The 22,672-nt window shown below is 72.6% G+C and carries 20 protein-coding genes and 1 pseudogene; 9 read left to right on the top strand and 12 right to left on the bottom strand.

From position 1 onward, the window contains the following. The 5 genes and pseudogenes from ACLBYE_RS20695 to ACLBYE_RS20715 form a co-directional block, all read right to left on the bottom strand. Positions 1-254 (bottom strand): annotated as a pseudogene (locus tag ACLBYE_RS20695) (hypothetical protein); the annotation flags it as partial. Positions 255-315: 61 nt separating this feature from the next. Next, on the bottom strand, positions 316-726 hold the full coding sequence (locus ACLBYE_RS20700; RefSeq protein ID WP_012320823.1) for a dihydrofolate reductase: 411 nt from the start codon (positions 724-726) through the stop codon (positions 316-318). A 196-nt stretch (positions 727-922) separates the two neighbouring features. Next, complete coding sequence (locus ACLBYE_RS20705) at positions 923-1,672, bottom strand: SDR family NAD(P)-dependent oxidoreductase (protein WP_447695599.1); 750 nt, start codon at positions 1,670-1,672, stop codon at positions 923-925. A gap of 64 nt (positions 1,673-1,736) precedes the next feature. Continuing rightward, positions 1,737-3,212 carry an amidophosphoribosyltransferase gene (purF, locus tag ACLBYE_RS20710; protein ID WP_026605025.1) on the bottom strand — a complete coding sequence of 492 codons (1,476 nt, stop codon included), beginning with the start codon at positions 3,210-3,212 and terminating at the stop codon, positions 1,737-1,739. 131 nt (positions 3,213-3,343) lie between these two features. Beyond that, positions 3,344-3,952: a CvpA family protein gene (locus ACLBYE_RS20715; RefSeq protein ID WP_056523728.1), complete on the bottom strand. Its 609-nt coding sequence runs from the start codon at positions 3,950-3,952 to the stop codon at positions 3,344-3,346. A gap of 264 nt (positions 3,953-4,216) precedes the next feature. Between ACLBYE_RS20715 and alr the strand changes: the two genes are divergently transcribed. Both alr and radA read left to right on the top strand, forming a co-directional pair. Then, positions 4,217-5,326, top strand: a complete 1,110-nt coding sequence (gene alr, locus ACLBYE_RS20720) for an alanine racemase (RefSeq protein ID WP_447695600.1) — start codon at positions 4,217-4,219, stop codon at positions 5,324-5,326. Between the two features lie 45 nt (positions 5,327-5,371). Further along, positions 5,372-6,808, top strand: coding sequence for a DNA repair protein RadA (gene radA / locus ACLBYE_RS20725; RefSeq protein ID WP_447695601.1), 1,437 nt, complete (start codon positions 5,372-5,374; stop codon positions 6,806-6,808). A gap of 106 nt (positions 6,809-6,914) precedes the next feature. Here radA and moaA read toward each other — a convergent pair whose 3' ends face one another. Further along, positions 6,915-7,967 (bottom strand): GTP 3',8-cyclase MoaA, encoded by a 1,053-nt coding sequence (gene moaA, locus ACLBYE_RS20730; protein ID WP_447695602.1) that lies wholly within the window; start codon positions 7,965-7,967, stop codon positions 6,915-6,917. An 81-nt stretch (positions 7,968-8,048) separates the two neighbouring features. On the opposite strand from moaA, the gene ACLBYE_RS20735 reads away from it, so the two are divergent. Further along, positions 8,049-8,471, top strand: coding sequence for a gamma-butyrobetaine hydroxylase-like domain-containing protein (locus ACLBYE_RS20735; RefSeq protein ID WP_056523722.1), 423 nt, complete (start codon positions 8,049-8,051; stop codon positions 8,469-8,471). Positions 8,472-8,644: 173 nt separating this feature from the next. Then, complete coding sequence (locus tag ACLBYE_RS20740; RefSeq protein WP_447695603.1) at positions 8,645-8,965, top strand: cupin domain-containing protein; 321 nt, start codon at positions 8,645-8,647, stop codon at positions 8,963-8,965. Positions 8,966-9,184: 219 nt separating this feature from the next. On the opposite strand, the gene ACLBYE_RS20745 is transcribed toward ACLBYE_RS20740, so the two are convergent. Together ACLBYE_RS20745 and mdoH are read right to left on the bottom strand one after the other, a co-directional pair. Continuing rightward, positions 9,185-9,850 carry a L,D-transpeptidase gene (locus ACLBYE_RS20745; RefSeq protein WP_056523719.1) on the bottom strand — a complete coding sequence of 222 codons (666 nt, stop codon included), beginning with the start codon at positions 9,848-9,850 and terminating at the stop codon, positions 9,185-9,187. Between the two features lie 236 nt (positions 9,851-10,086). Further along, entirely contained in the window at positions 10,087-12,015 is a 1,929-nt protein-coding gene (gene mdoH / locus ACLBYE_RS20750; RefSeq protein WP_447695604.1) for a glucans biosynthesis glucosyltransferase MdoH, read from the bottom strand. Positions 12,016-12,286: 271 nt separating this feature from the next. Between mdoH and ACLBYE_RS20755 the strand changes: the two genes are divergently transcribed. Beyond that, entirely contained in the window at positions 12,287-13,801 is a 1,515-nt protein-coding gene (locus ACLBYE_RS20755; protein ID WP_447695605.1) for a glucan biosynthesis protein, read from the top strand. Between the two features lie 99 nt (positions 13,802-13,900). Here ACLBYE_RS20755 and ACLBYE_RS20760 read toward each other — a convergent pair whose 3' ends face one another. Further along, complete coding sequence (locus ACLBYE_RS20760) at positions 13,901-14,101, bottom strand: hypothetical protein (protein ID WP_020093812.1); 201 nt, start codon at positions 14,099-14,101, stop codon at positions 13,901-13,903. Positions 14,102-14,223: 122 nt separating this feature from the next. Beyond that, the gene (gene zwf, locus ACLBYE_RS20765) at positions 14,224-15,696 is read right to left on the bottom strand and encodes a glucose-6-phosphate dehydrogenase (protein ID WP_447695606.1); all 1,473 of its coding nucleotides are present in this window, start codon (positions 15,694-15,696) and stop codon (positions 14,224-14,226) included. A gap of 219 nt (positions 15,697-15,915) precedes the next feature. On the opposite strand from zwf, the gene ACLBYE_RS20770 reads away from it, so the two are divergent. Next, positions 15,916-16,203 (top strand): GIY-YIG nuclease family protein, encoded by a 288-nt coding sequence (locus ACLBYE_RS20770; RefSeq protein WP_447695607.1) that lies wholly within the window; start codon positions 15,916-15,918, stop codon positions 16,201-16,203. Between the two features lie 149 nt (positions 16,204-16,352). On the opposite strand, the gene ACLBYE_RS20775 is transcribed toward ACLBYE_RS20770, so the two are convergent. After that, entirely contained in the window at positions 16,353-17,195 is an 843-nt protein-coding gene (locus tag ACLBYE_RS20775) for an SDR family NAD(P)-dependent oxidoreductase (RefSeq protein ID WP_447695608.1), read from the bottom strand. Between the two features lie 166 nt (positions 17,196-17,361). On the opposite strand from ACLBYE_RS20775, the gene ACLBYE_RS20780 reads away from it, so the two are divergent. Then, positions 17,362-18,540 (top strand): endo-1,4-beta-xylanase, encoded by a 1,179-nt coding sequence (locus tag ACLBYE_RS20780; protein ID WP_447695609.1) that lies wholly within the window; start codon positions 17,362-17,364, stop codon positions 18,538-18,540. On the opposite strand, the gene ACLBYE_RS20785 is transcribed toward ACLBYE_RS20780, so the two are convergent. Next, positions 18,527-19,645, bottom strand: coding sequence for an acyltransferase family protein (locus ACLBYE_RS20785; RefSeq protein WP_447695610.1), 1,119 nt, complete (start codon positions 19,643-19,645; stop codon positions 18,527-18,529). The two genes, ACLBYE_RS20780 and ACLBYE_RS20785, sit on opposite strands and share 14 nt — an antisense overlap. Positions 19,646-19,946: 301 nt before the next feature. On the opposite strand from ACLBYE_RS20785, the gene ACLBYE_RS20790 reads away from it, so the two are divergent. Together ACLBYE_RS20790 and ACLBYE_RS20795 are read left to right on the top strand one after the other, a co-directional pair. Further along, positions 19,947-21,827 (top strand): L,D-transpeptidase family protein, encoded by a 1,881-nt coding sequence (locus ACLBYE_RS20790; protein WP_447695611.1) that lies wholly within the window; start codon positions 19,947-19,949, stop codon positions 21,825-21,827. 136 nt (positions 21,828-21,963) lie between these two features. Further along, the gene (locus tag ACLBYE_RS20795) at positions 21,964-22,497 is read left to right on the top strand and encodes a Dps family protein (RefSeq protein WP_020093819.1); all 534 of its coding nucleotides are present in this window, start codon (positions 21,964-21,966) and stop codon (positions 22,495-22,497) included. Positions 22,498-22,672 lie beyond the last annotated feature (175 nt).

A 22,672-nucleotide genomic window follows, 5' to 3' on the forward strand; every position in this document is an offset into this window, starting at 1 on the left:
GGCCCTTTCCGGCCCCGACCCCGGGCGCCCGGCCCGGCCGGCCCGCGGGGGTGGGCGGGGGCGCCCGCCGCGTCGGTGAGCGGCGGCGTGCAGACCTCGACCTGCGCGGCGACCAGCTCGCGGCCCGTCTCGGGGAGCTCCGCCTTCACCCGCGCGTGGAAGGCGGCGAGGTCGCCCCGCGGCGTCCCGCGGGTCTCGGCATCGGCCAGGAAATACTCCTCCTCGATGCCGAAGCGGTAGCTCGGGGCGCTCATCGTGGTCTCCGGGAAACGCGACGCGTGCGCGCCAACGCGCCGGCGGGGACGAAGGTGCCGCTCAGGGCGTCCGCAGCGGCCCGCCGACCAGCCAGGCGGGGTCGAACCAGCGGTCGGCCTCGCCGTCGTAGGGCAGGCGCGTGATGTCCCAGTTCTGGATGTACCGCGCGTAGACGTTCCACACCGCGATCCCGCCGCCGACGAAGATCCGCCGCCCGGGATAGCGCTTGAGCACCGCCTCCGGATCCTCGTGGCTGCGGATCACGTCGATGGTGCGGTCCTTGAAGGCGAATTCGGGCACCGAGGCCACGGTCTTCGGCCCGGCGATCAGCACGTGGCCCATGGTGAGGGCGAAGAAGCGCGTGACGTCCTCCACGAAGAGCGGGTCGGTGTTGCCCTCCCAGGGCAGGTGGCCGTTGAGGCCGAGCTGGCCCCGCAGGCCGATCGCGCAGATGCAGCGGACGTCGATCATCGTGATGAACTCAGAGAGGAAGATCAGGCCCGTCCCACACAACCCCTCATCCCGAGGTGCCCGCGCGAGCCGGCCTCGAAGGAGGGCTCCAGGGATCGCGCGACCTCCGGACCGTTCTCTCGAGGCCTCCGCATCGCTCCGGCACCTCAGGATGAGGCAGGAGGTGGGATGTGTGTTCGAATAACAGCGCAGGGGCTCACTCGGGTGCGCGGAAACTCAGCACCCGGTCGGTGGGGAAGTCGTAGAGCTTGCCGGTCTCGGTCCAGTCCGGGGACGCGAGCCGCACGAAATGGGGCGCGAGCTCCTCGGGCGTCCGGAGGGTCTCGGGGTCCTCGCCGGGCATGGCCGAGCGGCGCATGCCGGTCCGCAGGGGGCCGGGATTGAGCAGCATGGCCCGGATCGCCGCGCTCTCGTTCTCGGCCGCGTAGGTCCGGACCAGGGCTTCCAGCGCCGCCTTCGAGACCGAGTAGGGCCCCCAGTAGGGCCGGCACTTCGAGGCGGCCCCCGACGAGACGAAGATCGCCCGGCCGGCGTCCGACATGCGCAGCAGCGGGTCGAGGGAGCGGATCAGGCGCCAGTTGGCGGTGACGTTCACGTCCATCACCTGCCCCCAGATCTTCGGGGTGATGTGGCCGATCGGCATGAGCGCGCCGAGGATGCCGGCATTGGCGACCAGGATGTCGAGGCGCTTCCAGCGCTCGTTGATCGCCGCGCCGAGGCGGTCGATCGCGTCGTAGTCGGCGAGGTCGAACGGCACCAGGGTGGCGCTGGAGCCGGCGGCGCGGATCGCGTCGTCGAGCTCCTCCAGGGCGCCCACGGTGCGGGCCACCGCGATGACGTGCGCGCCCGCTCCGGCCAGCGCCAGGGCGGCGGCCCGCCCGATGCCGCGGGACGCGCCGGTGACGACCGCGACGCGGCCTTCCAGGATTCTCTGAGACTCAGCCATGGCGAGGACCTAGCGCATTTCCGCGCACAGGGGATGCCTGTTCGCGCGCAACGGCCGGATCCTGTCAGTCGGCCTCGGCCAGCATGGCGAAGCGCTTCGGGCCGGCGATGGACAGGTCGGTCAGGCCGGTCGGGTAATCGCCCGTGAAGCAGTGGTCGGTGTATTGCGGGCAGGCCGCGTTGCGCGCCTCCTCGCCCATCGCCCGGTAGAGGCCGGGGATCGACAGGAAGGCCAGCGAATCGGCGCCGATATACTTGCGCATTGCCTCGAGATCGTGGGTCGCGGCGAGCAGCTTCTCCCGCTCGGGCGTGTCGATCCCGTAGAAGTCCGGGTAGGTGATCGGCGGCGAGGCGATCCGGAAATGCACCTCCGCGGCGCCGGCCTCGCGCATCATCCGGACGATCTTCACCGAGGTCGTGCCGCGCACGAGGCTGTCGTCCACGAGGACGATGCTCTTGCCCTCGATCGCCGCGCGGTTGGCCGAGTGCTTCATCCGCACGCCGAGCTCGCGCACCGACTGGGTCGGCTGGATGAAGGTCCGGCCGACGTAGTGGTTGCGGATGATCCCCATCTCGAACGGGATCCCGGTCTCCTGCGAGAAGCCGAGCGCCGCCGGCACGCCGGAATCCGGCACCGGCACGACGATGTCGGCGGGCGCCGCGGCCTCGCGGGCCAGCTCCCGGCCGATCGCCTTGCGGACCGCGTAGACGCTCTTGCCGTTCACCACCGAGTCCGGCCGGGCGAAGTAGATGTACTCGAAGATGCAGGGCCGCATCGGCACGGCGTCGGCGAAGCGGATCGACTCGATCCCCTCCTCGGAGATCACCACGATCTCGCCGTTCTCGATGTCGCGCACGAAGCGGGCGCCGATGATGTCGAGCGCGCAGGTCTCGGAGGCCAGCATGTAGCGGCCGTCGAGCTCGCCCAGCACCAGCGGGCGGATGCCCAGCGGGTCGCGGGCGCCGATCAGCTTCTTGTTGGTGAGCGCCACGATCGCGTAGGCGCCCTGGATCGCCTGCAGGGCGTCGATGAAGCGCTCGATGATCCGCGGCTTCCGCGAGCGGGCCGCGAGGTGCAGGATCACCTCGGTGTCGGAGGTCGACTGCGTGATCGCGCCGTCGCGCACGAGGTCGCGGCGGATCGACAGGGCGTTGGTGAGGTTGCCGTTGTGGGCGACCGCGAGGCCGCCGCTGGCGAGCTCCGCGAAGAGCGGCTGGACGTTGCGCAGGATCGTGCCGCCGGTGGTCGAGTAGCGCACGTGCCCGATGGCGGCGCGGCCCTTGAGGCGGGCGATCGTGTCGCCGTCCGAGAAGGAATCGCCGACGAGGCCGGGGCGGCGCTCGGAGTGGAACACCGAGCCGTCGAAGGAGACGATGCCGGCCGCCTCCTGGCCCCGGTGCTGCAGGGCGTGGAGGCCCAGCGCGACGATCGCCGAGGCGTCCGGATGGCCGAAGATGCCGAAGACGCCGCACTCCTCGCGGAGCGTGTCGCCGTCGAGATCGAGATCGAAGGTGTCGGTGGTGGCGGCGGCGTGTGACATGGGGCTGTCGATCACTCACAGATCCCGGCGGCGACGGGCCGGCGCGCCGGTCGTCGCGGAAGCAATCCGTACACCACCGGAAACGCTATCTAGGCGTTCCGCGCGACGAGACCTACGGCGAATACCGCAGATCAGCGTCGCGTCGGGGTCGGCGCGGTCTCGGTCCGGCGCTGCGGCGCCGCGTCGGTCTCGGCCGGGGCGTCGGCGGAATCGCTCGGCGGCGCGCCGGTCTTCGGCTTCTTGAACTGCTTGAGGAAGCCTTCCGGATTCTCCGGCAGCTGCGCCACCAGGGCGTCGCCGGACTTCTCCAGCATCGGGCGCGTGCGGGCCTGGGCGGCCCAGTCCGGCACCTTGCCCTGCACCAGCCACGACAGGAACACCCAGCCGATCACGCAGATCAGGAAGCCGCGGGCCGCGCCGAACAGGAAGCCGAGGGAGCGGTCGACCGCGCCGATCCGCGAGTCGAGCACGACGTCGGAGATCTTCACCGTGATGATCGACACGACGATCAGGGTGCCGAGGAAGATCGCCGCGATCGAGGCGACGAGCGCCACGGTGTCGCTGTTCACGTGCTGCTTCACGGTGGGCAGCAGCATGGGGTGGAGCGTCCACGCGACCGCGGCGGCCGCCACCCAGGCGACGATCGCCAGGACCTCGCGGGTCACACCACGCACGGCCGCGAGCAGCGCGGAGACCGCGACGATGCCGAGCACGGCGAGATCCAGGACGGTAAACGGCATCGTTGAGCTTTTTGGTACCCGCGGGGATAGCGCGTCGGCCGTGCGGCTCCCCCGGACCGCGGCGGATTTATACCAAGCCCGACCTCGGCCGTCACCCTGGCGCGCCCGCCTGATCGCGCGCCTGTGCCGTCCGTGCATCAGACGCGCCGATCACCGTGGCGCGAGCCGCCGCGCGGAATGCCCGGCTCCACCCGGGCACCGTCCCGGTGCTATGGGTCGCGCCCGGGGTCCGGTCCGCGCGTCCGGACTCCCGGTGGCGAATGGATGGAGGCGTTCCGCGTGTCCGAGGCCGGACCTGTGACGGAGATCGGCGCCCACGGCGCCCGGCTGACGATCGACCTCGGGGCGATCGCGGCCAACTGGCGGATCCTGGCGGCCCGCGGCGCGGGCGCCGACTGCGCCGCCGTGGTGAAGGCCGACGCCTACGGCTGCGGCGTCGGCCGCGTCGGGCCGGCCCTGTGGGCCGCCGGATGCCGGACCTTCTTCGTCGCGCACCTGTCCGAGGGCGTCGCCGCCCGGGCCGCCCTGCCGGGCGCCGCGATCTACGTCCTGAACGGCCTGCCCCCGGGCGCCGCGGCGGCCTTCGCGGCCCACGGGCTGCGCCCGGTGCTCGGCAGCGTCGAGGAGCTGTCGGACTGGGCGGCGTTCCCGGGGAACCGGCCGCCCGCGGCGCTCCACGTCGATACCGGCATGAACCGGCTCGGCCTGTCGGTGCCCGAGGCGCTGGACCTCGCCGGGGACGCAAGGATCGCGGCCGCCGGGATCGACCTGCTCCTCAGCCACTTCGTCAGCGCCGAGAAGCCGGAGGACCCGGTCAACGCCCGGCAGATCGCCGATTTCGCCCGGGTCCGGGCGGCCTATCCCGGGCTCCGGGCCTCGCTCGCGAACTCATCGGGAATTTTCCTCGACGGGGCCCGGCACGACCTGCTGCGGCCGGGCTACGCCCTGTTCGGCGGCAACCCGACGCCGGGCGCCGCGAACCCGATGCGCCCGGTGGTGCGGCTGGAGGCGGCGATCGCGCAGGTGCGCGGCGTCGCGGCCGGCGCCACCGCGGGCTATAACGGCCGCTGGACCGCCGCCGCGCCGAGCCGGCTGGCGACGCTCTCGCTCGGCTACGCCGACGGCTTCCCCCGGGCGATCAGCGGGCGCGGCCAGGCGCTGGTCGGCGGCGTCCCGTGCCCGATCCTGGGCCTCGTCTCCATGGACCTGATCATCCTCGACGTCACGGCGGCGCCCGCGGCCCGACGCGGTGCGGAGGCGGTGCTGATCGGCGACAGCCTCGACATCGACGCGGTCGGCCGCGCCGCCGGCACGATCGGGTACGAGATCCTGACCGGGCTGGGTTCTCGTTATGTTCGAACTTATGTAGGCTGACGCGACTCCACCCTGACACGCCGGACCGCCGGCGCCCGGACCCGTATGGCCAAGATCCACCAGACCTTCGTCTGCCAGTCCTGCGGGGCGGTCTACAACCGCTGGCGCGGGCGCTGCGAGGCCTGCAACGGCTGGAACACGATCGTCGAGGAGGCCCCCTCGGCCCCCGGCCAGTCCGGCCCGGCCGCGACCCGGCCGTCGCGCAACCGCGGCCGGGTCTTCCCCCTCGAGGGCCTGACCGGCGAGGCCAAGGAGGCGCCGCGCATCCCCTCGGGGATCGGCGAGCTCGACCGGGTGACCGGCGGCGGCTTCGTGCGCGGCTCGGTGATCCTGCTCGGCGGCGATCCCGGCATCGGCAAGTCGACCCTGCTGATGCAGGCCTCCGCCGCCATGGCGGGCACGGGCGAGCGGGTCGCCTACATCTCGGGCGAGGAGGCGGTCGGGCAGGTGCGCCTGCGGGCCGAGCGGCTGGGCCTGAGTTCGCGCCCGGTCCAGCTCGCCGCCGAGACCAACGTCGAGGACATCGTCGAGACCCTGAGCCAGGGGCGCCCGCCCGCGCTCGCCATCATCGACTCGATCCAGACCATGTGGACCGAGACGGTGGAATCGGCCCCCGGCACGGTCACGCAGGTGCGCTCCTCCGCGCAGGCGCTGATCCGCTTCGCCAAGACCACCGGCACGGCGGTGATCCTGGTCGGCCACGTCACCAAGGACGGGCAGATCGCCGGTCCCCGCGTGGTGGAGCACATGGTCGACGCGGTCGCTTCCTTCGAGGGCGACCAGGGCCACCATTTCCGCATCCTGCGCGCCGTGAAGAACCGGTTCGGGCCCACCGACGAGATCGGCGTGTTCGAGATGACCGACGCGGGCCTCAGCGAGGTGCCGAACCCGTCGGCGCTGTTCCTGGCCGGCCGCGACCATCAGGCGGCGGGCACCGCGGTCTTCGCCGGCATGGAGGGCACGCGGCCGCTGCTGGTGGAGATCCAGGCGCTGGTGGCGCCCTCGTCGCTCGGTATGCCGCGGCGCGCCGTGGTCGGCTGGGACCCGAACCGGCTGTCGATGGTGCTCGCCGTGCTGGAGGCCCACGGCGGCATCCGGCTCGGCAGCCACGACGTCTATTTGAATGTTGCCGGAGGCTTGCGCATCACCGAGCCGGCAGCGGATCTGGCGGTGGCGGCAGCCCTGGTCTCGTCGCTGTCTGGGGCCGTGCTGCCGCCCGAGACGGTCTATTTCGGCGAGATCGGCCTGTCGGGGGCGATCCGGCCCGTGGCGCAGGCCGGGTCGCGGCTGAAGGAGGCGCAGAAGCTCGGCTTCGCCAAGGCGCTGATCCCGCAGGGCCGCGGCGAGGGCGAGAAGGCGCTCTCCGTGGAGACGCTGCGCCACATCGCCGACCTGGTGGCGGGGATCAGCGCGGGCGCGCCGCGGCGGGGATCCGGCCAGCGCGGGCGGCAGCCGGCCCGCTACGCCGACGAGGAGATGTGAGCGCTCCCGTCCTTGCGAGCGCAGCGAAGCAATCCAGGGATGCGATACGTCCGGGAAGGGCCCGCCACCCTGGGTTGCTTCGCGTCCGCTCGCAAAGACGGCGGGGCTACCCGCCCGTCACGCTCATGTGCCGCGGCACGGCGGCCGGGCGCTGGCGCTCGATGACGAAGTCGTGGCCCTTGGGCTTGCGGGTGATCGCCTCGACCACCGCCTGGGCCAGCACCGCGTCGTCCTGGGAGGCGCGCAGGACCGCCCGCAGGTCGGCCGAGTCCTCCTGGCCCAGGCACATGTAGAGCTGACCCGTGCAGGTCAGGCGGACCCGGTTGCAGCTCTCGCAGAAATTATGGGTCAGCGGCGTGATGAAGCCGAGCTTGCCGCCGGTCTCCTCGACCCGCACGTAGCGCGCCGGGCCGCCGGTGCGGTCGGGCAGCGGCGTGAGGGTGTAGCGGGTCTCCAGGCGCTGCCGGGCGACCGACAGGGGCAGGAACTGGTCGGTCCGGTCCGCCTCGATCTCGCCGAGCGGCATCACCTCGATCAGCGTCATGTCCATGCCGAGGCCGTGCGCCCAGGCGATCATGTCGGGGATCTCGTCGGCGTTGACGTCGCGCAGCGCCACCGCGTTGATCTTCACCTTCATCCCGGCGGCCCGCGCCGCCGCGATGCCGTCGAGCACCACTTTCAGGTCGCCGCGCCGGGTGATCTCCCGGAACTTGTCCGGGTCGAGGGTGTCGAGCGAGACGTTGATCCGGCGCACGCCCAGGCTCGCCAGCTCGTCGGCGTAGCGCGTGAGCTGCGTGCCGTTGGTGGTGAGCGTCAGCTCCTCCAGCGCCCCCAAATCGAGGTGGCGCGAGAGCCGGCGGAACAGGTGCATGATGTCGCGGCGCACGAGCGGCTCGCCGCCGGTGATCCGGAGCTTGCGCACACCCCGGGCGATGAACACGCCGCAGAGCCGGTCCAGCTCCTCCAGGGTCAGCAGGTCGCGCTTGGGCAGGAACTCCATGTGCTCGGACATGCAGTAGGCGCAGCGCAGGTCGCAGCGATCCGTCACCGAGATGCGCAGGTACGAGATCGCCCGCTGGAACGGGTCGATCAGCGGCGCGGGCCCGGCGGGCGCGCCGACCGCGGACGTCTGCGGCGTCAGGGAGCTGTCATCGAGCATCGTCCGGCATATGATGCCACCGGCGGTCGCGGGCAAGCCGATCCCGCGCCGCAGTCCCAGATTGCGTGAGGAGTGTGACCCGTGAGCGAGGATCTGTGGCCGACCGAGATCCGCCTGTCGGCCGACCGGCGGGTGCTCAACGTCGCCTTCGAGGACGGGGCGCGCTACGCCCTGCCGGCCGAGTACCTGCGGGTGTCGAGCCCCTCGGCCGAGGTGCAGGGCCACTCGCCGCTGGAGCGGAAGGTGATCGGCGGCAAGCGCGCCGTGGCGATCCTGGCGGTGGAGCCTGTCGGCAACTACGCGGTGAAGCTCGGCTTCGACGACATGCACGACACCGGCATCTACGGCTGGGGCTACCTCCACACCCTGGGCCGCGAGTACGAGACGCGCTGGAACACCTATCTCGGCGAGCTCGCCGAGCGCGGCCTGGACCGCGAGACCGCGCGCACCGCCCCGGTGAAGCAGGGCGGGGGCTGCGGGTCGGGCTCGTGCGGCTGCCACTGAGGGCAGCCGCTCCCCCTCACTCCGGCCCCGAGCCTCGTCTTTGCGAGCGGAGCGAAGCGATCCAGAGTGGCGCCACGATTTTCGGCGTCGCGCATCCCTGGGTCGCTTCGCTGCGCTCGCGATGACGGCGGAGTCGAGCCGCGCACCCGTCAGCCCGCACCTTCGGAGCCGCCATGGCCTTCGCCTGTACCATCCCCGCGACGCCCACGATCCAGCAGGACGACGCCGCCGTGCGCATCACGCGCTGGGATTTCCCGCCCGGCGGCGTGACCGGCTGGCACGAGCACGGCTGGCCCTACTTCGTGGTGATGCTGGTGGACGGGATCCTGCGCGTCCACGACGGCGCGGCGGTGAGCGAGACGGCCCTCGCGGCCGGGCAATCCTACATGCGTCCCGCGGGCATCCGGCACGACGTGATGAACGGGTCCGACCACCCGATCGCGTTCGTCGAGATCGAGGTGAAGCGTCCGGAGGCGCTGGTCACCCTGCCCTGATCCGGTTTCCGTCTGAACGCTTCGGTTGATGTGCCTCTCCCGTCATCACGAGCGAAGCGAAGTGACCCAGGGCAGCGCGACCTCTGCAGGCGTGGCGCCGCTGGATCGCTTCGCTCCGCTCGCAATGACGGCCGTGCCGAAGCCATCGACCGGAAACCCTACGAGACGCACAAAGGGCCGGCCTCGCGGCCGGCCCCCTCGTCGAAGCTCCGAAAGGAATCAGCGCTGGACGATGACCTTCGTGCCGACCTTGGCGCGGGTGTAGAGGTCCGTCACGTCGTCGTTGGTCATGCGGATGCAGCCCGACGAGACGGCCGTGCCGATCGTCTCCGGCTCGTTGGAGCCGTGGATGCGGTAGATCGAGCCGCCGAGATACATGGCGCGGGCACCGAGCGGGTTCTCGAGGCCGCCCTTCATGTAGCGCGGCAGGTCGGGCCGGCGCTTCAGCATGGTCGCCGGCGGGCGCCAATCCGGCCACTCGCGCTTCATCGTGATGGTCTGCACGCCGCCCCAGGTGAAGCCCGGCCGGCCGACGCCGACGCCGTAGCGCAGGGCCTGGCCGCCGCCCAGCACGTAGTAGAGCCGCCGCTCGGCGGTGGAGACGACGATCGTGCCGGCGCCGTAGGGACCGTTATAGGCGACCGTCTCGCGCGGGATCGCCGACATCTGCGGGACCGCCGCGTCGGCGTTCAGCGGGTCGGCGGGGTTCAGGGAGGCGTTGGCCACCGGCACCGCGACGGTCTCGACGGCCTGCGGGCGGACGCGCACGGTGAGCGCGTCGTTCAGCGGCTGGCGGGTCAGCGGGTCGATCTCGTAGGCCAGGGCCGGCGCGGCGCAGGCGGCCGCGCCGAGAAGCCCGATCAGGGCGGGGAGAAAACGACGCATCAAAGCCTCTCGGGGCAGGCGCGGACTATGGCGGGAACGCGGCGAAGACCGCGGCACGATGCCGTGCCGATCCTCGCCAAGGGGTAAACGCTCGCGCCTCAAATCCAAGCCTGAAACCGCCCCGCCGGGGCGGTTCCGCCCGCCCGTGACTCGATGGCAACACTGTGGCAGCTTGGCCGTTACGGGCCGGGATGAAGGCCGCGGGCCCCGGCGTTCGCGCGCCCGGCCGAGGCCCGTCAGGCCTCGTCGGCGGCGAGCCAGATCGCCGGCTCGCGCGCGGCCGGGCGGAGCGGGGCCGGCGCGGTGGGCAGGCCGCGCAGCTGGGCGAGCTCGGCGAGTTCCGGCGCCTGCGCGGTGTCGTCGGCGTTCAGGAACAGGCCCCGCGCCCGGGCGGCGCGGCCGAGATCGGCGCGGCTGGTCCAGACGCTCTGGGCCGGGCTCGTGAGCAGCGCCAGGGCGATCGGCGCCAGCCAGAGGGCGAGCCACGGGTTCCCGACGAGGACCAGGGCGAGCACCATCAGCGCGCCGACCACCACGGCGTCGGCCTGGAGCCGGAACGCCTCCGCCCAGGAGACTTGCCGGTCGTCCCGGTCCTGCGTCTCCCAGCGGACCACCCGGCCGAAGAAGGTCGAGACCACGGCGCCGGCGGTGAACAGGGTCAGGACCGGCCACAGGATCACCCACACCGCCTGCTCCAGGGCGGCGCTCGCGAGCAGCGCCCGCGCGCCGCCGAAGGCCGCCCGGCGCTCCGCGGAGGCGAGGACGTGGCCGAGGCTCAGGAGCTTCGGCAGGGCCAGCACGGCGACGCTGAGGGCGGCGAGGGCGTGGGCGGCGGCGCCCTGCCCGGTCAGCCCGTAGGCCAGGAGGCCGAGATCGCCGGTCCGGGCGGCCTGCCACGCGGCGAGGCCCAGGAAGGCGATCCAGAGCGGCAGCACCCCGTAGGAGAGGATGCCGACGAGGAGGTGCCAGCGGCTCGCGCCGTGAAGGCCCGCCCAGGGCAGCACCCGCAGGTGCTGGAGGTTGCCCTGGCACCAGCGGCGCTCGCGGCCGAGCAGGTCGACGAGGTTGGTGGGCATCTCCTCCCAGGTGCCGCCCATCTCGGGCAGCAGCCGCACCTCCCAGCCGGCGCGCACCATCAGCGCGCCCTCGACGATGTCGTGGCAGAGGATCTCGCCGCCGAGCGGCTCCCGGCCCGGGAGCTTCGGGAGCTGCGCGTTCTCCGCGAAGGCCTCGACCCGCAGGATGGCGTTGTGGCCCCAGTAGCTGCCCTCCGGGCCCTGCCAGGTCTCCAGGCAGCGCAGGGCCAGCGGCGCGTAGAGGCGGACGGCGAATTGCTGGATGCGGGCGAAGAGCGTGTCCCGGCCGGCCGCGTACGAGACGGTCTGGATCAGGCCGGTGCGCGGGCTCGCCTGCATCAGCCCGACGAGGCGGCCCATGGCCGCGCCGGTCATCAGGCTGTCGGCGTCCAGCACGATCATGAAGGCGTACTCGCCGCCGTAGGTGCGGCAGAACTCGCCGATATTGCCGGCCTTGCGACCGACATTCTCCGTCCGGCGCCGGTAGCGGATCCGCGGCAGCGCCGGGTCGGAGGCCGCCCAGGCCTGGATGCGGGCGTATTCGTGCTCCTCCACGGCGGCGATCGCGCCGTCCCGTGTGTCGGAGAGGACGAAGATGTCGATGCCCCGCGCCTCGGCTCGGGCGAGCGACCGGGCCATCACCCGCAGGCGGGCGAAGACCGCGACCGCGTCCTCGGCGTGGATTGCCACCACGGCGGCGGTGCGTCCGGCCCCGGCCGGGCCCGTGCCCGCCTGCTCGGAGCGGCGCTCCAGCGCGGACTTCGCCCGGTCGCCCAGGAGGGCGGCGACGAACCCGTAGACGTACTGGCAGGCGACGAAGGCCTGCCAGCCCATCACGAGGCCGAACAGCACGAGGACCGCCCAGGCCAGCGGGCTGACGCCCGCCGGGTAGGCGAGCGCGGCGAGCCAGACGAGGCCGCCGGCGGTGGCGAGGCTCGGGACGGCCAGGGCGAGGCGGCGGGCGCGCAGGGCGCCGCGCGGCGCGTCGGTCCAGACCTCGCGGCAGGATGCGGTCTCCGACGGATCGGGTATGGCGGGAGCCGCGTTCCGGTGCGACCGCTCGGCGGAGGAGGTGACGCGTGACGACATGGCGCGAGGAACTCGACCGTGGAAGGCTGCCGGCCGCCCGGCCGTGCGGGGCCGGGAACCGATGACCGTGGATACCGATGTGCGGGGTGAGGATACGGAGCCGAGCCGGCAGCCCAGGCCGCCGGAAGCCGAACGGATCAATCCCCCCTCCCGGCGCCGCGTTCTTCGAACAGTCCTGGCCGCGGCTGCCGGCACGGTTCTACCTAGCGCGACGGATCTGAATGGGTCCAGAACGTGGGCCGGGCCGGCGCTTCCGCCGCAGGGCGACGCGATGACCTTCGAGAGCCTGTCGGCGCAGGCGGCGCAGCGCGCCGCAGCGCCCTACGCCGCACCGCCCGAGGACCTGCCGCCGGCGCTCGCCGCCCTCGACTACGACGGCTACCGCGCGATCACCTTCCGGCCGGACGCGAGCCTGCGGCTCGGCGCGCATTTCAGCGCGCAGCTGTTCCACCGCGGCTTCCTGCAGCGCCGGCGCGTGGCGCTCCACCTCCAGCCGGTCCGGGGGCCCGCGCGGCCGATCCCCTACGAGACGGGGCTATTCGACCTGGGCGCGCGGCTCGCCGGCCAGGGCTTCCCGGCGGATCTCGGCTTCGCGGGCTTCCGCCTGCACTACGCTTTCCCGGACACGCCGGCCTGGCGGCCGAAGGGTTTCCAGGAGGAGTTCCTCGTCTTCCTAGGCGCCTCCTACTTCCGCCTGCGCGCGGCCAACCAGGAATACGGGCTCTCGGCCCGAGGCCTCGCCATCGGCACCGGCGCGCCGGAGGGCGAGGAATTTCCCGACTTCGTCGCCCACTGGATCTGCGAGCCGGAGCCGGAGGCGCGCACCCTCACGGTGCTCTCCCTCCTCGACAGCCCGAGCGTCGCCGGCGCCTACCGGTTCGAGATCGCGCCCGGCGACCCGGCCCGGATCGCCGTGACCGCGGCGCTCCACCCGCGCCGGGCGCTCCCGAAGCTCGGGCTGGCGCCCCTCACCAGCATGTTCCTGTACGGCCAGAACGGGCCCGGGGCGCGGGGCGCCAAGCCGTTCGACGATTTCCGGCCGCAGGTGCACGATTCCGACGGGCTCTGCGTCGCGGCCGGGTCCGACCCGGCGCGGATCGACCGGATCTGGCGGCCCCTGGTCAACGGGCGGGCGCAGCCGCAGATCTCCGCCTTCGCGGCCCGTCCGCTCGCCGGCTTCGGGCTGCTGCAGCGGGAGCGCAGCTTCGCGGCCTACCTCGACGTGGAGGCGCGCCACGAGGCGCGGCCGGGCCTGTGGGTGGCGCCGGATTCCGCCGGCGGCGCCTTCGCGGACGGCGCCGTGCAGCTCTTCGAGATCCCGTCGGGCGAGGAGTACATGGACAACATCGTGGCGGCCTTCGTGCCGGCGGCCCCGGCGCAGCCCGGCGCGCCGCTGCACGTCAGCTATGGGCTGACCACGGTGGGCGCCGAGCCGGTGCCGGCGATCCCGGAGGCCGCCCTCGCCCAGGTGACGTCGACGCGGCTCGGCTCGGCGGAGCGCCTGCGCCCGTCGAACCCGCCCGACCCGCGGCGGCGCCTCTGCGTCATCGACTTCGAGGGCCCGGGCCTGCCGAAGGGTCCCGACGAGGCGGTCGCCGCGGAGGTCTCGGCCAGCGCCGGCACGCTGCACGAGCCGGTGGCCAACTTCGTGCCGCAGACCGGCGGCTGGCGGATCTACGTCGAGTGGCGCCCGCCGGAGCCGGTGCCGCCGGGCGACGTCGTGCTGCGCGCCCGGCTGGTCCGCGGGACGACGCCCCTCAGCGAGACCTGGGACGCCGCCGTGTAGGCTCCGTCATCGCGAGCGTGGCGAAGCGACCCGGGGCAGCGAGACCCGGATGAACGTGGCGCCGCTGGATTGCTTCGCCGCGCTCGCGGAGACGGCGTCTCAGGCGGTCCGGCGCTCCTGCTCCAGGCGCCGGGCCAGGCGGGTGGCGCCGTAGACCTCGCTCAGGCGGCGGCGGGCCGCGCTGACCGGCGGGGCCTGCCGCTCGTCGTGGGCGGCCGCGATGACGCGCAGGGCGGCGGCGACCGAACGCTCCAGGCGACGCTCGGCCTGGACGGCCGCGTCCCGATGATGGTCCAGCATGTGATGATCCCTCGTGCTGCGCCGTCTCCACCCTCTGGCGGGGCGGTCGCCGGCAGCGCCGACAGATTTCACATCCGCCTTGACGGTATCAAGGCAGCTTGGCCGTGGGTCGCCGAACGTCCTTACCGCAGCTCCTCGTGCCAGGTCCGGCCGTCGCGCTCGATCAGCGCGATGGCGGCGGTCGGGCCCCAGCTCCCGGCCGGGTAGGGCCGCGGCGCCTCGGGCCGGTCGGCCCAGGCCTTGAGCACGCCGTCCGCCCAGGCCCAGGCGGCCTCGACCTCGTCGCGGCGCATGAACAGCGTCGCGTTGCCGCGGACCACGTCCATCAGCAGGCGCTCGTAGGCGTCGGGGTAACGCTGCTTGAAGGTCTCCTCGAAGGAGATGTCGAGGTCGGTCGGACGCAGCCGCAGGCCGCCGGGCCCCGGATCCTTGGTCATCACCTCGAGCTTCATGCCCTCCTGCGGCTGCAGGCGGATCACGAGGCGGTTGGGCTCGCGGCCGAAGGCCTCCTCGGGGAAGATCGAGAACGGCGAAGCGCGGAACTGCACCACGATCTCGGAGAGCTTCTGGGGCAGGCGCTTGCCGGTGCGCAGGTAGAACGGCACCCCGGCCCAGCGCCCGGACTGGATCTCGACCTTCATGGCCACGAAGGTCTCGGTCCGGCTCTCGTGGCCGAGCTCGGCGAGGTAGCCCTCGACCGGCTTGCCGTCGACGGCGCCCGCCACGTACTGGCCGCGCACCGTCACCAGCGGGATGTCCTGGCTGGTGATCGGCTTCAGGGCGCGCAGCACCTTGAGCTTCTCGTCGCGGACGGAGTTCGCCTCGAGATTGAGCGGGCTCTCCATGGCGGTGAGGCAGAGGAGCTGCAGGATGTGGTTCTGCAGCATGTCGCGCATCGCGCCCGACGTGTCGTAGTAGCCGGCCCGGCCCTCGACCCCCACCGTCTCGGCGACCGTGATCTGGACGTGGTCGATCACGTCGGAGGTCCAGAGCCGCTCGAAGATCGTGTTGGCGAAGCGGAGCGAGAGCAGGTTCTGGACCGTCTCCTTGCCGAGATAGTGGTCGATCCGGAAGATCTGCGATTCGGGGAAGACCTCGCCGACCGCGTCGTTGATCGCCCGGGCCGATTTCAGGTCCTTGCCGATCGGCTTCTCCAGCACGACGCGGGACTTCTCGCCGACGAGCCCGTGGGCGGCGAGGTTGCGGCAGATCGAGCCGTAGAGGTCGGGCGAGGTGGCGAGGTAGTAGGGCCGGACCTGATCGGGCCGCTCGTCGAGCTTGGCGACGAGGTCGGTCCAGCCGCTGTCGCCGGCCCCGTCCACCGCGACGTAGTCGACGTGGTCGAGGAAGCGGTGGAGCATGTCGTCGGTCAGGTCGGCCGCCGGCACGAAGCGCTTGAGCGCGTCGCGGGCGTGCTCGCGGAAGGCGTGGAGGGACAGCTCCGAGCGCGAGGCGCCGATGATCCGGCTGGTCTCGGGGATCTGGCCGTCGCGGAATCGGTAGAACAGGGCCGGCAGGAGCTTGCGCGCGGTCAGATCGCCGGTGGCGCCGAACACGACGCAGTCGAAGGAAGCGACGGGGATGATCGTGGCCAAGTGCGGCTCCCGGTTGTCGTGCGCTGGTCTCGTGCGGCGGCTGCGTCGCACTGACCTAGCCCGTGTGCAAGGGCTTCGCCAGACGAGGAGCGCCAAGGCCGGGGCAATCTACAGGCGCCACGCTCATCGACAGGGCGCCACGTCTTTGCGAGCGCAGCGAAGCAATCCAGAGCGGCGCGGGGCGAGTCGTCCTGCGCACCGGCCATGAAGGAAGCCTCTGTGCGCGAGCCGGCCGTCTACATCATGGCGAGCCGCCGCAACGGCACGCTCTACACGGGCGTGACCGCGAATCTCGCCAGGCGGGTCTACGAGCACCGGGAGGCGCTGCTTCCCGGTTTCACGAGCCGCTACGCTTGCAAGCGCTTGGTCTGGTACGAGCGCTATCCGACGATGAACGAGGCCATCACCCGCGAGAAGCAGATCAAGGCGGGCTCACGGAAGAAGAAGCTCGCCCTGATCGAGGCGATGAATCCGGACTGGAACGACCTGTATCCCGATCTCGCGTGAACGGGTCCGGCGTCGCGGATTCCTGGATTGCTTCGCTGCGCTCGCAAAGACGGCGTTGTCTGGCTCATCGCGGCCCCCTAGGCCGCCTTCACACACTCCGTCATCACGAGCGGAGCGAAGTGACCCAGGGCAGCGCGAGGCCGCGTGGGTCACCCCGCCATGTACCGCTTGAACGCCTCGGCGTAGTCCGGGTGCCAGCGCGACAGGGCGGGCCGGTTCTCGACGATGTCGCCGGACGCCCAGGCGATCCGCTTCGCGTCCTGGGCGCGGGTGGTCTCGTTGTCCGGGCAGAGGATGTAGAAATCGCCGGCGGCGAGCCGCTCCAGCAGGAAGGTCACGGTCTCGTCGGGCGTCCAGGCGCCGGCGGGCTTCTCGGCGACGCCGCGGGCTTTCGTGAGGCCCGTGTAGACGAAGCCCGGGATCAGCAGGTGGGCCGTGGTGTGGCAGCCCTCCCGGTTGCGCAGCTCGTGGGCGAGCGCCTCGGTGACCGCCTTCACGCCCGCCTTCGAGACGTTGTAGGGCGCGTTGCCCGGCGGGGTGGTGATGCCCTGCTTCGAGCCGGTGACGACGATCGCGCCGGGCCTGCCGCCCGCGATCATGCCGGGCGCGAAGGCGTGGATGCCGTTGACCACGCCGCCGAGATTCGTGCCCAGGATCCGCGCCCAGGTGTCGGCGTCGGAGAACAGCGTTCCGCCGGCCTCGATCCCGGCATTCAGCATCACCAGGGCGGGCGGCCCGCCCTTGGCGACGGCGGCCGCCAGGGCCTCGACGGCGCCCCGGTCCGACACGTCGGTGGGCACGGCGCGCACCTCGACGGCGGCGAGTTCGGCGACGGCGGCCCGGGCCGCGTCCAGGGCCGGGCCCGGCAGGTCGGCGAGCCAGACGTTCATGCCGGCCCGGGCGAAGGCCTGCGCGGCGGCGAGCCCGATGCCGCTGGCAGCCCCGGTGACGACCGCGCTGCGGCCCGGGCTTATCGCGGGGTGCTGGCTCATGACGGATCCTCGGCTGACGGGCGACCATCAGATGGGGCGCCCCGGGCGGAAGGCGAGTTCGCGCCGCATCCCCGCGCGGCCCCCGCGCGGCCCCGGCAGAACCAGCGGATCGCCGCCGCGGCGGCTTCTGCTAGGGTGGCGGGCACGTCACGGAACGAAGCACCCGATGCCCCCTCTCCCGCACCGCCGGTCGATCCTCGCCGGCGCGGCCGCCCTCGGCCTCGCCGGCACGGCGCGCGCGGCCGGCCCGGGCGGGTTCGGTCCCCTCGGCCGGCCGTCCTGGTCGGCCGACAGCCTCCAGGCCGCCGCGGCCGCCAAGGGCCTGACATACGGCTGCGAGGTGCCGTTCCACCGCTTCGACGCGACGCCCGCCTACCGGCAGGCGGTGGCGCGGGAATGCGGCATCCTCGTCTGCGGCACCGAGATGAAGATGGAGGAGGTCCTGCCGGCGCCGGGCAAGACCGACTTCGCCCGCGGCGACGCGATCCTGCGCTTCGCGAGAGGGAACGGCCAGCGCATGCGCGGCCACACGCTCGTCTGGCACGCGGCGCTGCCGGCCTGGGTCGGGCCGCTGCTCGGCCGGGCGAGCGCCGTCCAGGCCGAGGACTTCATGCGGCGCTGGATCGAGACGGTGGCGGGCCATTACCGCGGCCAGATCGTCGCCTGGGACGTGGTCAACGAGATCCTCGGCAACGAGGCCGACCCGGACCGCGGCGGCGGACTGCGCGACTCGCCCTGGCTCGCCTCCATCGGCCCCGGCTACGTCGACCTCGCCTTCCGCATCCTGCACGAGACCGATCCGGCCGCCGCCGGCACGTGGAACGAGGACGCGGTGGAGCAGGGCGTGCCCTGGATGGAGGCCAAGCGCACCAAGGTCCTGCGCCGCCTGGAGGCGATGCGGTCCCGCGGCGTGCCGATCCGGCGCTTCGGACTCCAGTCGCACCTCACCAGCACGATCCCGATCGACCAGGGCCAGCTGCGGCGCTTCCTGCGGGAGATCGGCCAGATGGGGCTCGGCATCGAGATCACCGAGCTCGACATCGACGACCGCGCCTTCCCGTCCGACGTGGCGACCCGCGACCGGATGGTGGCCGACTACGCCCGGCGCTACCTCGACGTGGTGCTGGACGAGCCCGCCTGCCTCGACGTCCTGACCTGGGACATTTACGACCCGGACACGTGGCTGAACGACCACCCCTACCGCAAGCGGCCCGACGGCCTGCCGCAGCGGGCGCTGCCGCTCGACGCGCAGTTCCGGCGCAAGCCCCTGTGGCACGCCGTCAAGGCGGCCTTCGCGGCCGCGCCCGATCACAGCGCCGCCCGCGAGAAGCTCAGGCGGGCGTGACCCCGGCCCGGCGGCCGTCCTCGGCCAGGCTCGGCTCCGGCGGCCGGTCCGCCAGGAGCCGGCGGCGGAGGCGCGCACAGGGGCGCTCGACGAGCCCGTACATGCCCCAGCACCACAGCAGCGTCACCGGGAAGGCCGCCAGCATCAGGCCGACGCCGTGCAGCCCGGGCCGCAGGTGCAGCACCAGGGCCACCACGGTCATGTGCGCGAGGTAGAAGCTGTAGGACCAGAGCCCGAGCCGGCGCATCGGCCGGCAGGCCAGCAGTCGCACCAGAGGTCCCTCGCCGTGCAGCAGGTACGCGAAGGGCACGAACAGGGCGGCGCTCTGGAGCGTGTAGCGCAGGCTCTCCCGGAAGGCGGGATCGCGGACCGCCAGGGTGCCGAGGATCACCGCGAGGCTCGCCGCGACGTGCCAGGGCGCGGGGCGCCACGCGCGGTCGGCCGGGACCACCGGGTTGTTCCACAGCCCGAGGCAGCACCCGAACAGGATCGCGTCGATCCGGGTGTGGGTCCAGCTGTAGTTCAGGCTGTAATCCGGCAGCCGCCAGACGTTGACGCACCGGATCGCCAGGACGGCCGCGCAGAGCCCCAGGCAGGCCAGGGCCGCGCGGCGCGGCCGCAGGCGCCCGAGCCAGAGCAGGAAGACCAGCGGGAAGACGAGGTAGAAGTGCTCCTCGATGGCGAGGCTCCACAGCGGCACCGGCAGCACCGCCTCGGTGCCGAACAGGCCGGGATAGTTCGTCAGGAAGGTCGCCTGCCCGAGGATCGCCGCCGGCGCGACCTGCATCCAGTCGAGCCACCCGGCCGCGTACAGCGCGCCGGAGGCGAGCAGGGTCAGGTACATGGGCGGCAGGATGCGCAGGCTCCGGCGGAGGTAGAAGGCGGGGAGCGACACCGTTCCGGTCCGCGCCCGCTCGATCCGCAGGAGCGTGGTGATCAGGTAGCCGCTGAGGAAGAAGAAGACGGTCACGCCGAAGCCGCCCGGCACCACGTGGCTGTAGCCGCAATGGGCCGCGAACACGATCAGGATGGCGAGCGCCCGCACCCCGTCGAGCTGCGGCAGGTAGGGCATCGTCTTCGGGATCGGATCACCGGAATCCGGCATGCTGGGGACCGATCTCCTGTCCGGGCCTGGGCAGCCGTGGCGGCCCGGCCCTGCGGTGTCCGACGGAACGCTTCGATGAAGGTGTCCTACTCCGTCATCGCGGGCGGCGGGGCCAGCAACGCACGAATGTATGAGCGCGACGTTCACGGCTACCGACATCCGCGACGCCACACGCGGCTGAATCAATTGCGGGATCGTGAATCCCGATCCTGCCCGCTCCCGGGGTCGGAGGAGATTGGTAACCACGCCGGCCCATCATCCGGCCCGGTCGCGCCGCCTGAGCGCGTCGGGAGTGTTGCGTATGGTCCCGGTCCAGCCCCGCCGTCACGCCCGCCCGCACGCCGCGCTGGGTGCGGGCCTGTCCCTGCTGGCCCTGCTCGGAGCGCCGGGCGTCGCCCTGGCGCAGGGGACCGGCGCGGCGCAGGGCGGACCCGCGCCGGCGCCGCCGCTCGCCGTGCCGGTCGCTGTGCCGCCCGCCGCGGGCGAGACCGCGAAGGGCCAGGAGCCCCGCGCACCGGACGCGAAGGGTGAGACGAAGGGCGCGGCCAGCAAGCCGGCGGAGGCCAAGCGGGTCGACGCCAGGCCGGCCGAGACCAGGCCGCCCGAGACCCGGGCGACCGAGACCCGGGCGACCGAGACCCGGGCGACCGAGGCCGCGCCGGAGCCCGTCCCGGCTCAGGGCAAGACCCAGGACGCGAAGGCCCAGGACAGCAAGGCCCAGGACAGCAAGGCGTCGGACGCCCGATCGGCCGAGACCAAGTCCCAGCCGGCCAAGCCTCAGGACGCGGCGAAGAGATCCCGCGAGCCGGCGCCGCTGGTCTACGCCAAGGTCTCCGCCGACCCGAACCCGACGCTGACCCCGCGGACGTTCCTCGACACGCTCCGGGCGGCCGAGCGCTACGCGGCCTTCGCGGAGGCCGGGGGCTGGGAGCGGCTGCCAGACGATCTCGCGCGCCTCAAGCCCGGCGAGCGCCACCCGGCGATCCCCGCCCTGCGCCACCACCTGACGCTGACCGGCGACCTGCCGGCGGATGCCCCCCCGAACGACCGCCTCGACCCGCCCCTGGTGGCGGCGATCGCCGCCTTCCAGGGCCGCCACGGCCTGCCCGACAGCGGTATCCTTGGCCGGCTCACGATCAACGCGCTCAACGTGCCGGCCGCGGTGCGCCAGCGCCAGCTCGCCGCCTCGGCGGCCCGGCTGATGGGCTCGAAATTCCCGTTCGGCGAGCGCTACGTGGTGGTCAACATCCCGTCCGCCGCCGTGGAGGCGGTGGAGAACGGCGCCGTCGCGCGCCGCTACGTCGCGGTGGTCGGCTCCCCCGACAAGGCGACACCGTCCGTCGAGACGCGGATCACCGACATCAACTTCAACCCGACCTGGACCGTCCCGGCCTCGGTGGTGAAGAACGAGATCATCCCGGCGATGCGCAAGAACCCGGGCTACCTCGCCAAGAACCGCATCCGGATCCTGGGCCCGGCGGGCGAGGTCGACCCGACCCGGATCGACTGGGCGGGCCAGAAGGCCGTCAACTACACGCTGCGCCAGGATTCCGGCCTCGACAATTCGCTGGGCCAGGTGCGGATCGACATGCCGAACCGCTTTGCCGTCTACATGCACGATACGCCGGCGAAGTCGCTCTTCGCCGCGAGCGTGCGCTTCCACAGCCACGGCTGCGTCCGGGTCGGACAGGTGAAGGAGCTGGTCGGCTGGCTGCTGCAGGGCACGGACGGCCCCAACGGGCCGGGCACGAGCTGGGGCCCGATCGAGATCGAGACCGGCATCGCCGACGGCGAGCGCCGCGACATCAAGCTCACCAAGCCGATCCCGGTCACCTTCGTGTACCTCACCGGCTTCGCCACGCCGGACGGGAAGGCGCATTTCCGCGACGACATCTACAACCTCGACACGCCGGCGCCCGAGCCCGCCGCCACCGGGGCGATCCCGCCCGCGGCGGGCGCGGACGCGGCGAAGCCGGCCCCCGTCACCGCGCCGGTCCCGCCCCGGCCCGGTGTCGCCCACGACGCGAAGCCGGCTCCCGCGCGGGCTGCCGCGGCCAAGCCCGCGACGGTCAAGCCCGCGACGGCCAAGCCCGCGCCGGTCAGGCCCGCGCCGGCGAAGCCGTCGCCGGAGCGGCCCGCCGCCGAGCACCGCAGTTTGGAATCCGTCGAACCTATCCGCTAAAGCCAACCCAGCCATGCGATTCTCGGCACGCCGGAACATCCCGGCGGGCCGGCCATTGGCCTGCAGAAGGCGCGTCCGCCCCTCCCCGGCGTGACGGAGCGGCGCGCCGAGCCAGCGAATCGCATTGGAGACGACCATGGCCAAGGCCAAGCCGAGCAGCCGCATCGAGAGCGCGCGCCTCAACACCCCGACCGACCTCGATCCGAGCGACGTCCGGACGATCGCCGAGGGCCTGACGGTCCTGAGTTCGGACCTGTTCGCGCTCTACATCAAGACCAAGAACTTCCACTGGCACATGAGCGGACCCCATTTCCGCGACTACCACCTGCTGCTGGACGAGCAGTCGGCCCAGATCTTCGAGATCATCGACGCGGTGAACGAGCGCGCCCGCAAGATCGGCGGCACGGTCCTGCGCTCGCTCGGCCAGGCCAAGAGCCTGACCCGCGTGGCCGACAACGATGCCGAGTACGTCTCGCCCCTCGACATGCTCAAGGAGCTGCGCGACGACAACAAGGCCCTCACCGCCAACATGCGGACGCTCCACGGCGTCACCGACGAGGCCGGCGACGTGGCGACCACCTCGCAGCTCGAGGAGTGGATCGACCAGTCCGAGGAGCGGACGTGGTTCCTCTACGAGACCACCCGCAACGCGACCGACAGCGGCCACTGAGCCGCGCCCCCCGGCACCGGCGCGGCCGGCGCCGGATCGGCCCTCGCCGCTAGAGCCGTTCCCGATCGGGTTGGGACGCAGGCGATCGGCGAGCCCGTGCCGAACGAGGCGCGGGTCCCCTCTCCCGTGCGGGAGAGGGACAGGGTGAGGGATGAGAACAGTCCGGAAGAGTCGC

The organism is Methylobacterium sp. A52T, from assembly GCF_053346095.1.

What these genes read in the sequence shown, in the direction of transcription:
- ACLBYE_RS20760 (WP_020093812.1), bottom strand. Translation starts at nt 14,101, where the DNA reads ATGCTGGACCATCATCGGGACGCGGCCGTCCAGGCCGAGCGTCGCCTG.
- alr (WP_447695600.1), top strand. Translation starts at nt 4,217, where the DNA reads ATGGAGGCGTTCCGCGTGTCCGAGGCCGGACCTGTGACGGAGATCGGC.
- ACLBYE_RS20715 (WP_056523728.1), bottom strand. Translation starts at nt 3,952, where the DNA reads ATGCCGTTTACCGTCCTGGATCTCGCCGTGCTCGGCATCGTCGCGGTC.
- radA (WP_447695601.1), top strand. Translation starts at nt 5,372, where the DNA reads ATGGCCAAGATCCACCAGACCTTCGTCTGCCAGTCCTGCGGGGCGGTC.
- ACLBYE_RS20780 (WP_447695609.1), top strand. Translation starts at nt 17,362, where the DNA reads ATGCCCCCTCTCCCGCACCGCCGGTCGATCCTCGCCGGCGCGGCCGCC.
- mdoH (WP_447695604.1), bottom strand. Translation starts at nt 12,015, where the DNA reads ATGTCGTCACGCGTCACCTCCTCCGCCGAGCGGTCGCACCGGAACGCG.
- moaA (WP_447695602.1), bottom strand. Translation starts at nt 7,967, where the DNA reads ATGCTCGATGACAGCTCCCTGACGCCGCAGACGTCCGCGGTCGGCGCG.
- ACLBYE_RS20700 (WP_012320823.1), bottom strand. Translation starts at nt 726, where the DNA reads ATGATCGACGTCCGCTGCATCTGCGCGATCGGCCTGCGGGGCCAGCTC.
- ACLBYE_RS20795 (WP_020093819.1), top strand. Translation starts at nt 21,964, where the DNA reads ATGGCCAAGGCCAAGCCGAGCAGCCGCATCGAGAGCGCGCGCCTCAAC.
- purF (WP_026605025.1), bottom strand. Translation starts at nt 3,212, where the DNA reads ATGTCACACGCCGCCGCCACCACCGACACCTTCGATCTCGATCTCGAC.
- ACLBYE_RS20740 (WP_447695603.1), top strand. Translation starts at nt 8,645, where the DNA reads ATGGCCTTCGCCTGTACCATCCCCGCGACGCCCACGATCCAGCAGGAC.
- ACLBYE_RS20705 (WP_447695599.1), bottom strand. Translation starts at nt 1,672, where the DNA reads ATGGCTGAGTCTCAGAGAATCCTGGAAGGCCGCGTCGCGGTCGTCACC.
- ACLBYE_RS20775 (WP_447695608.1), bottom strand. Translation starts at nt 17,195, where the DNA reads ATGAGCCAGCACCCCGCGATAAGCCCGGGCCGCAGCGCGGTCGTCACC.
- ACLBYE_RS20790 (WP_447695611.1), top strand. Translation starts at nt 19,947, where the DNA reads ATGGTCCCGGTCCAGCCCCGCCGTCACGCCCGCCCGCACGCCGCGCTG.
- ACLBYE_RS20785 (WP_447695610.1), bottom strand. Translation starts at nt 19,645, where the DNA reads ATGCCGGATTCCGGTGATCCGATCCCGAAGACGATGCCCTACCTGCCG.
- ACLBYE_RS20755 (WP_447695605.1), top strand. Translation starts at nt 12,287, where the DNA reads ATGACCTTCGAGAGCCTGTCGGCGCAGGCGGCGCAGCGCGCCGCAGCG.
- ACLBYE_RS20745 (WP_056523719.1), bottom strand. Translation starts at nt 9,850, where the DNA reads ATGCGTCGTTTTCTCCCCGCCCTGATCGGGCTTCTCGGCGCGGCCGCC.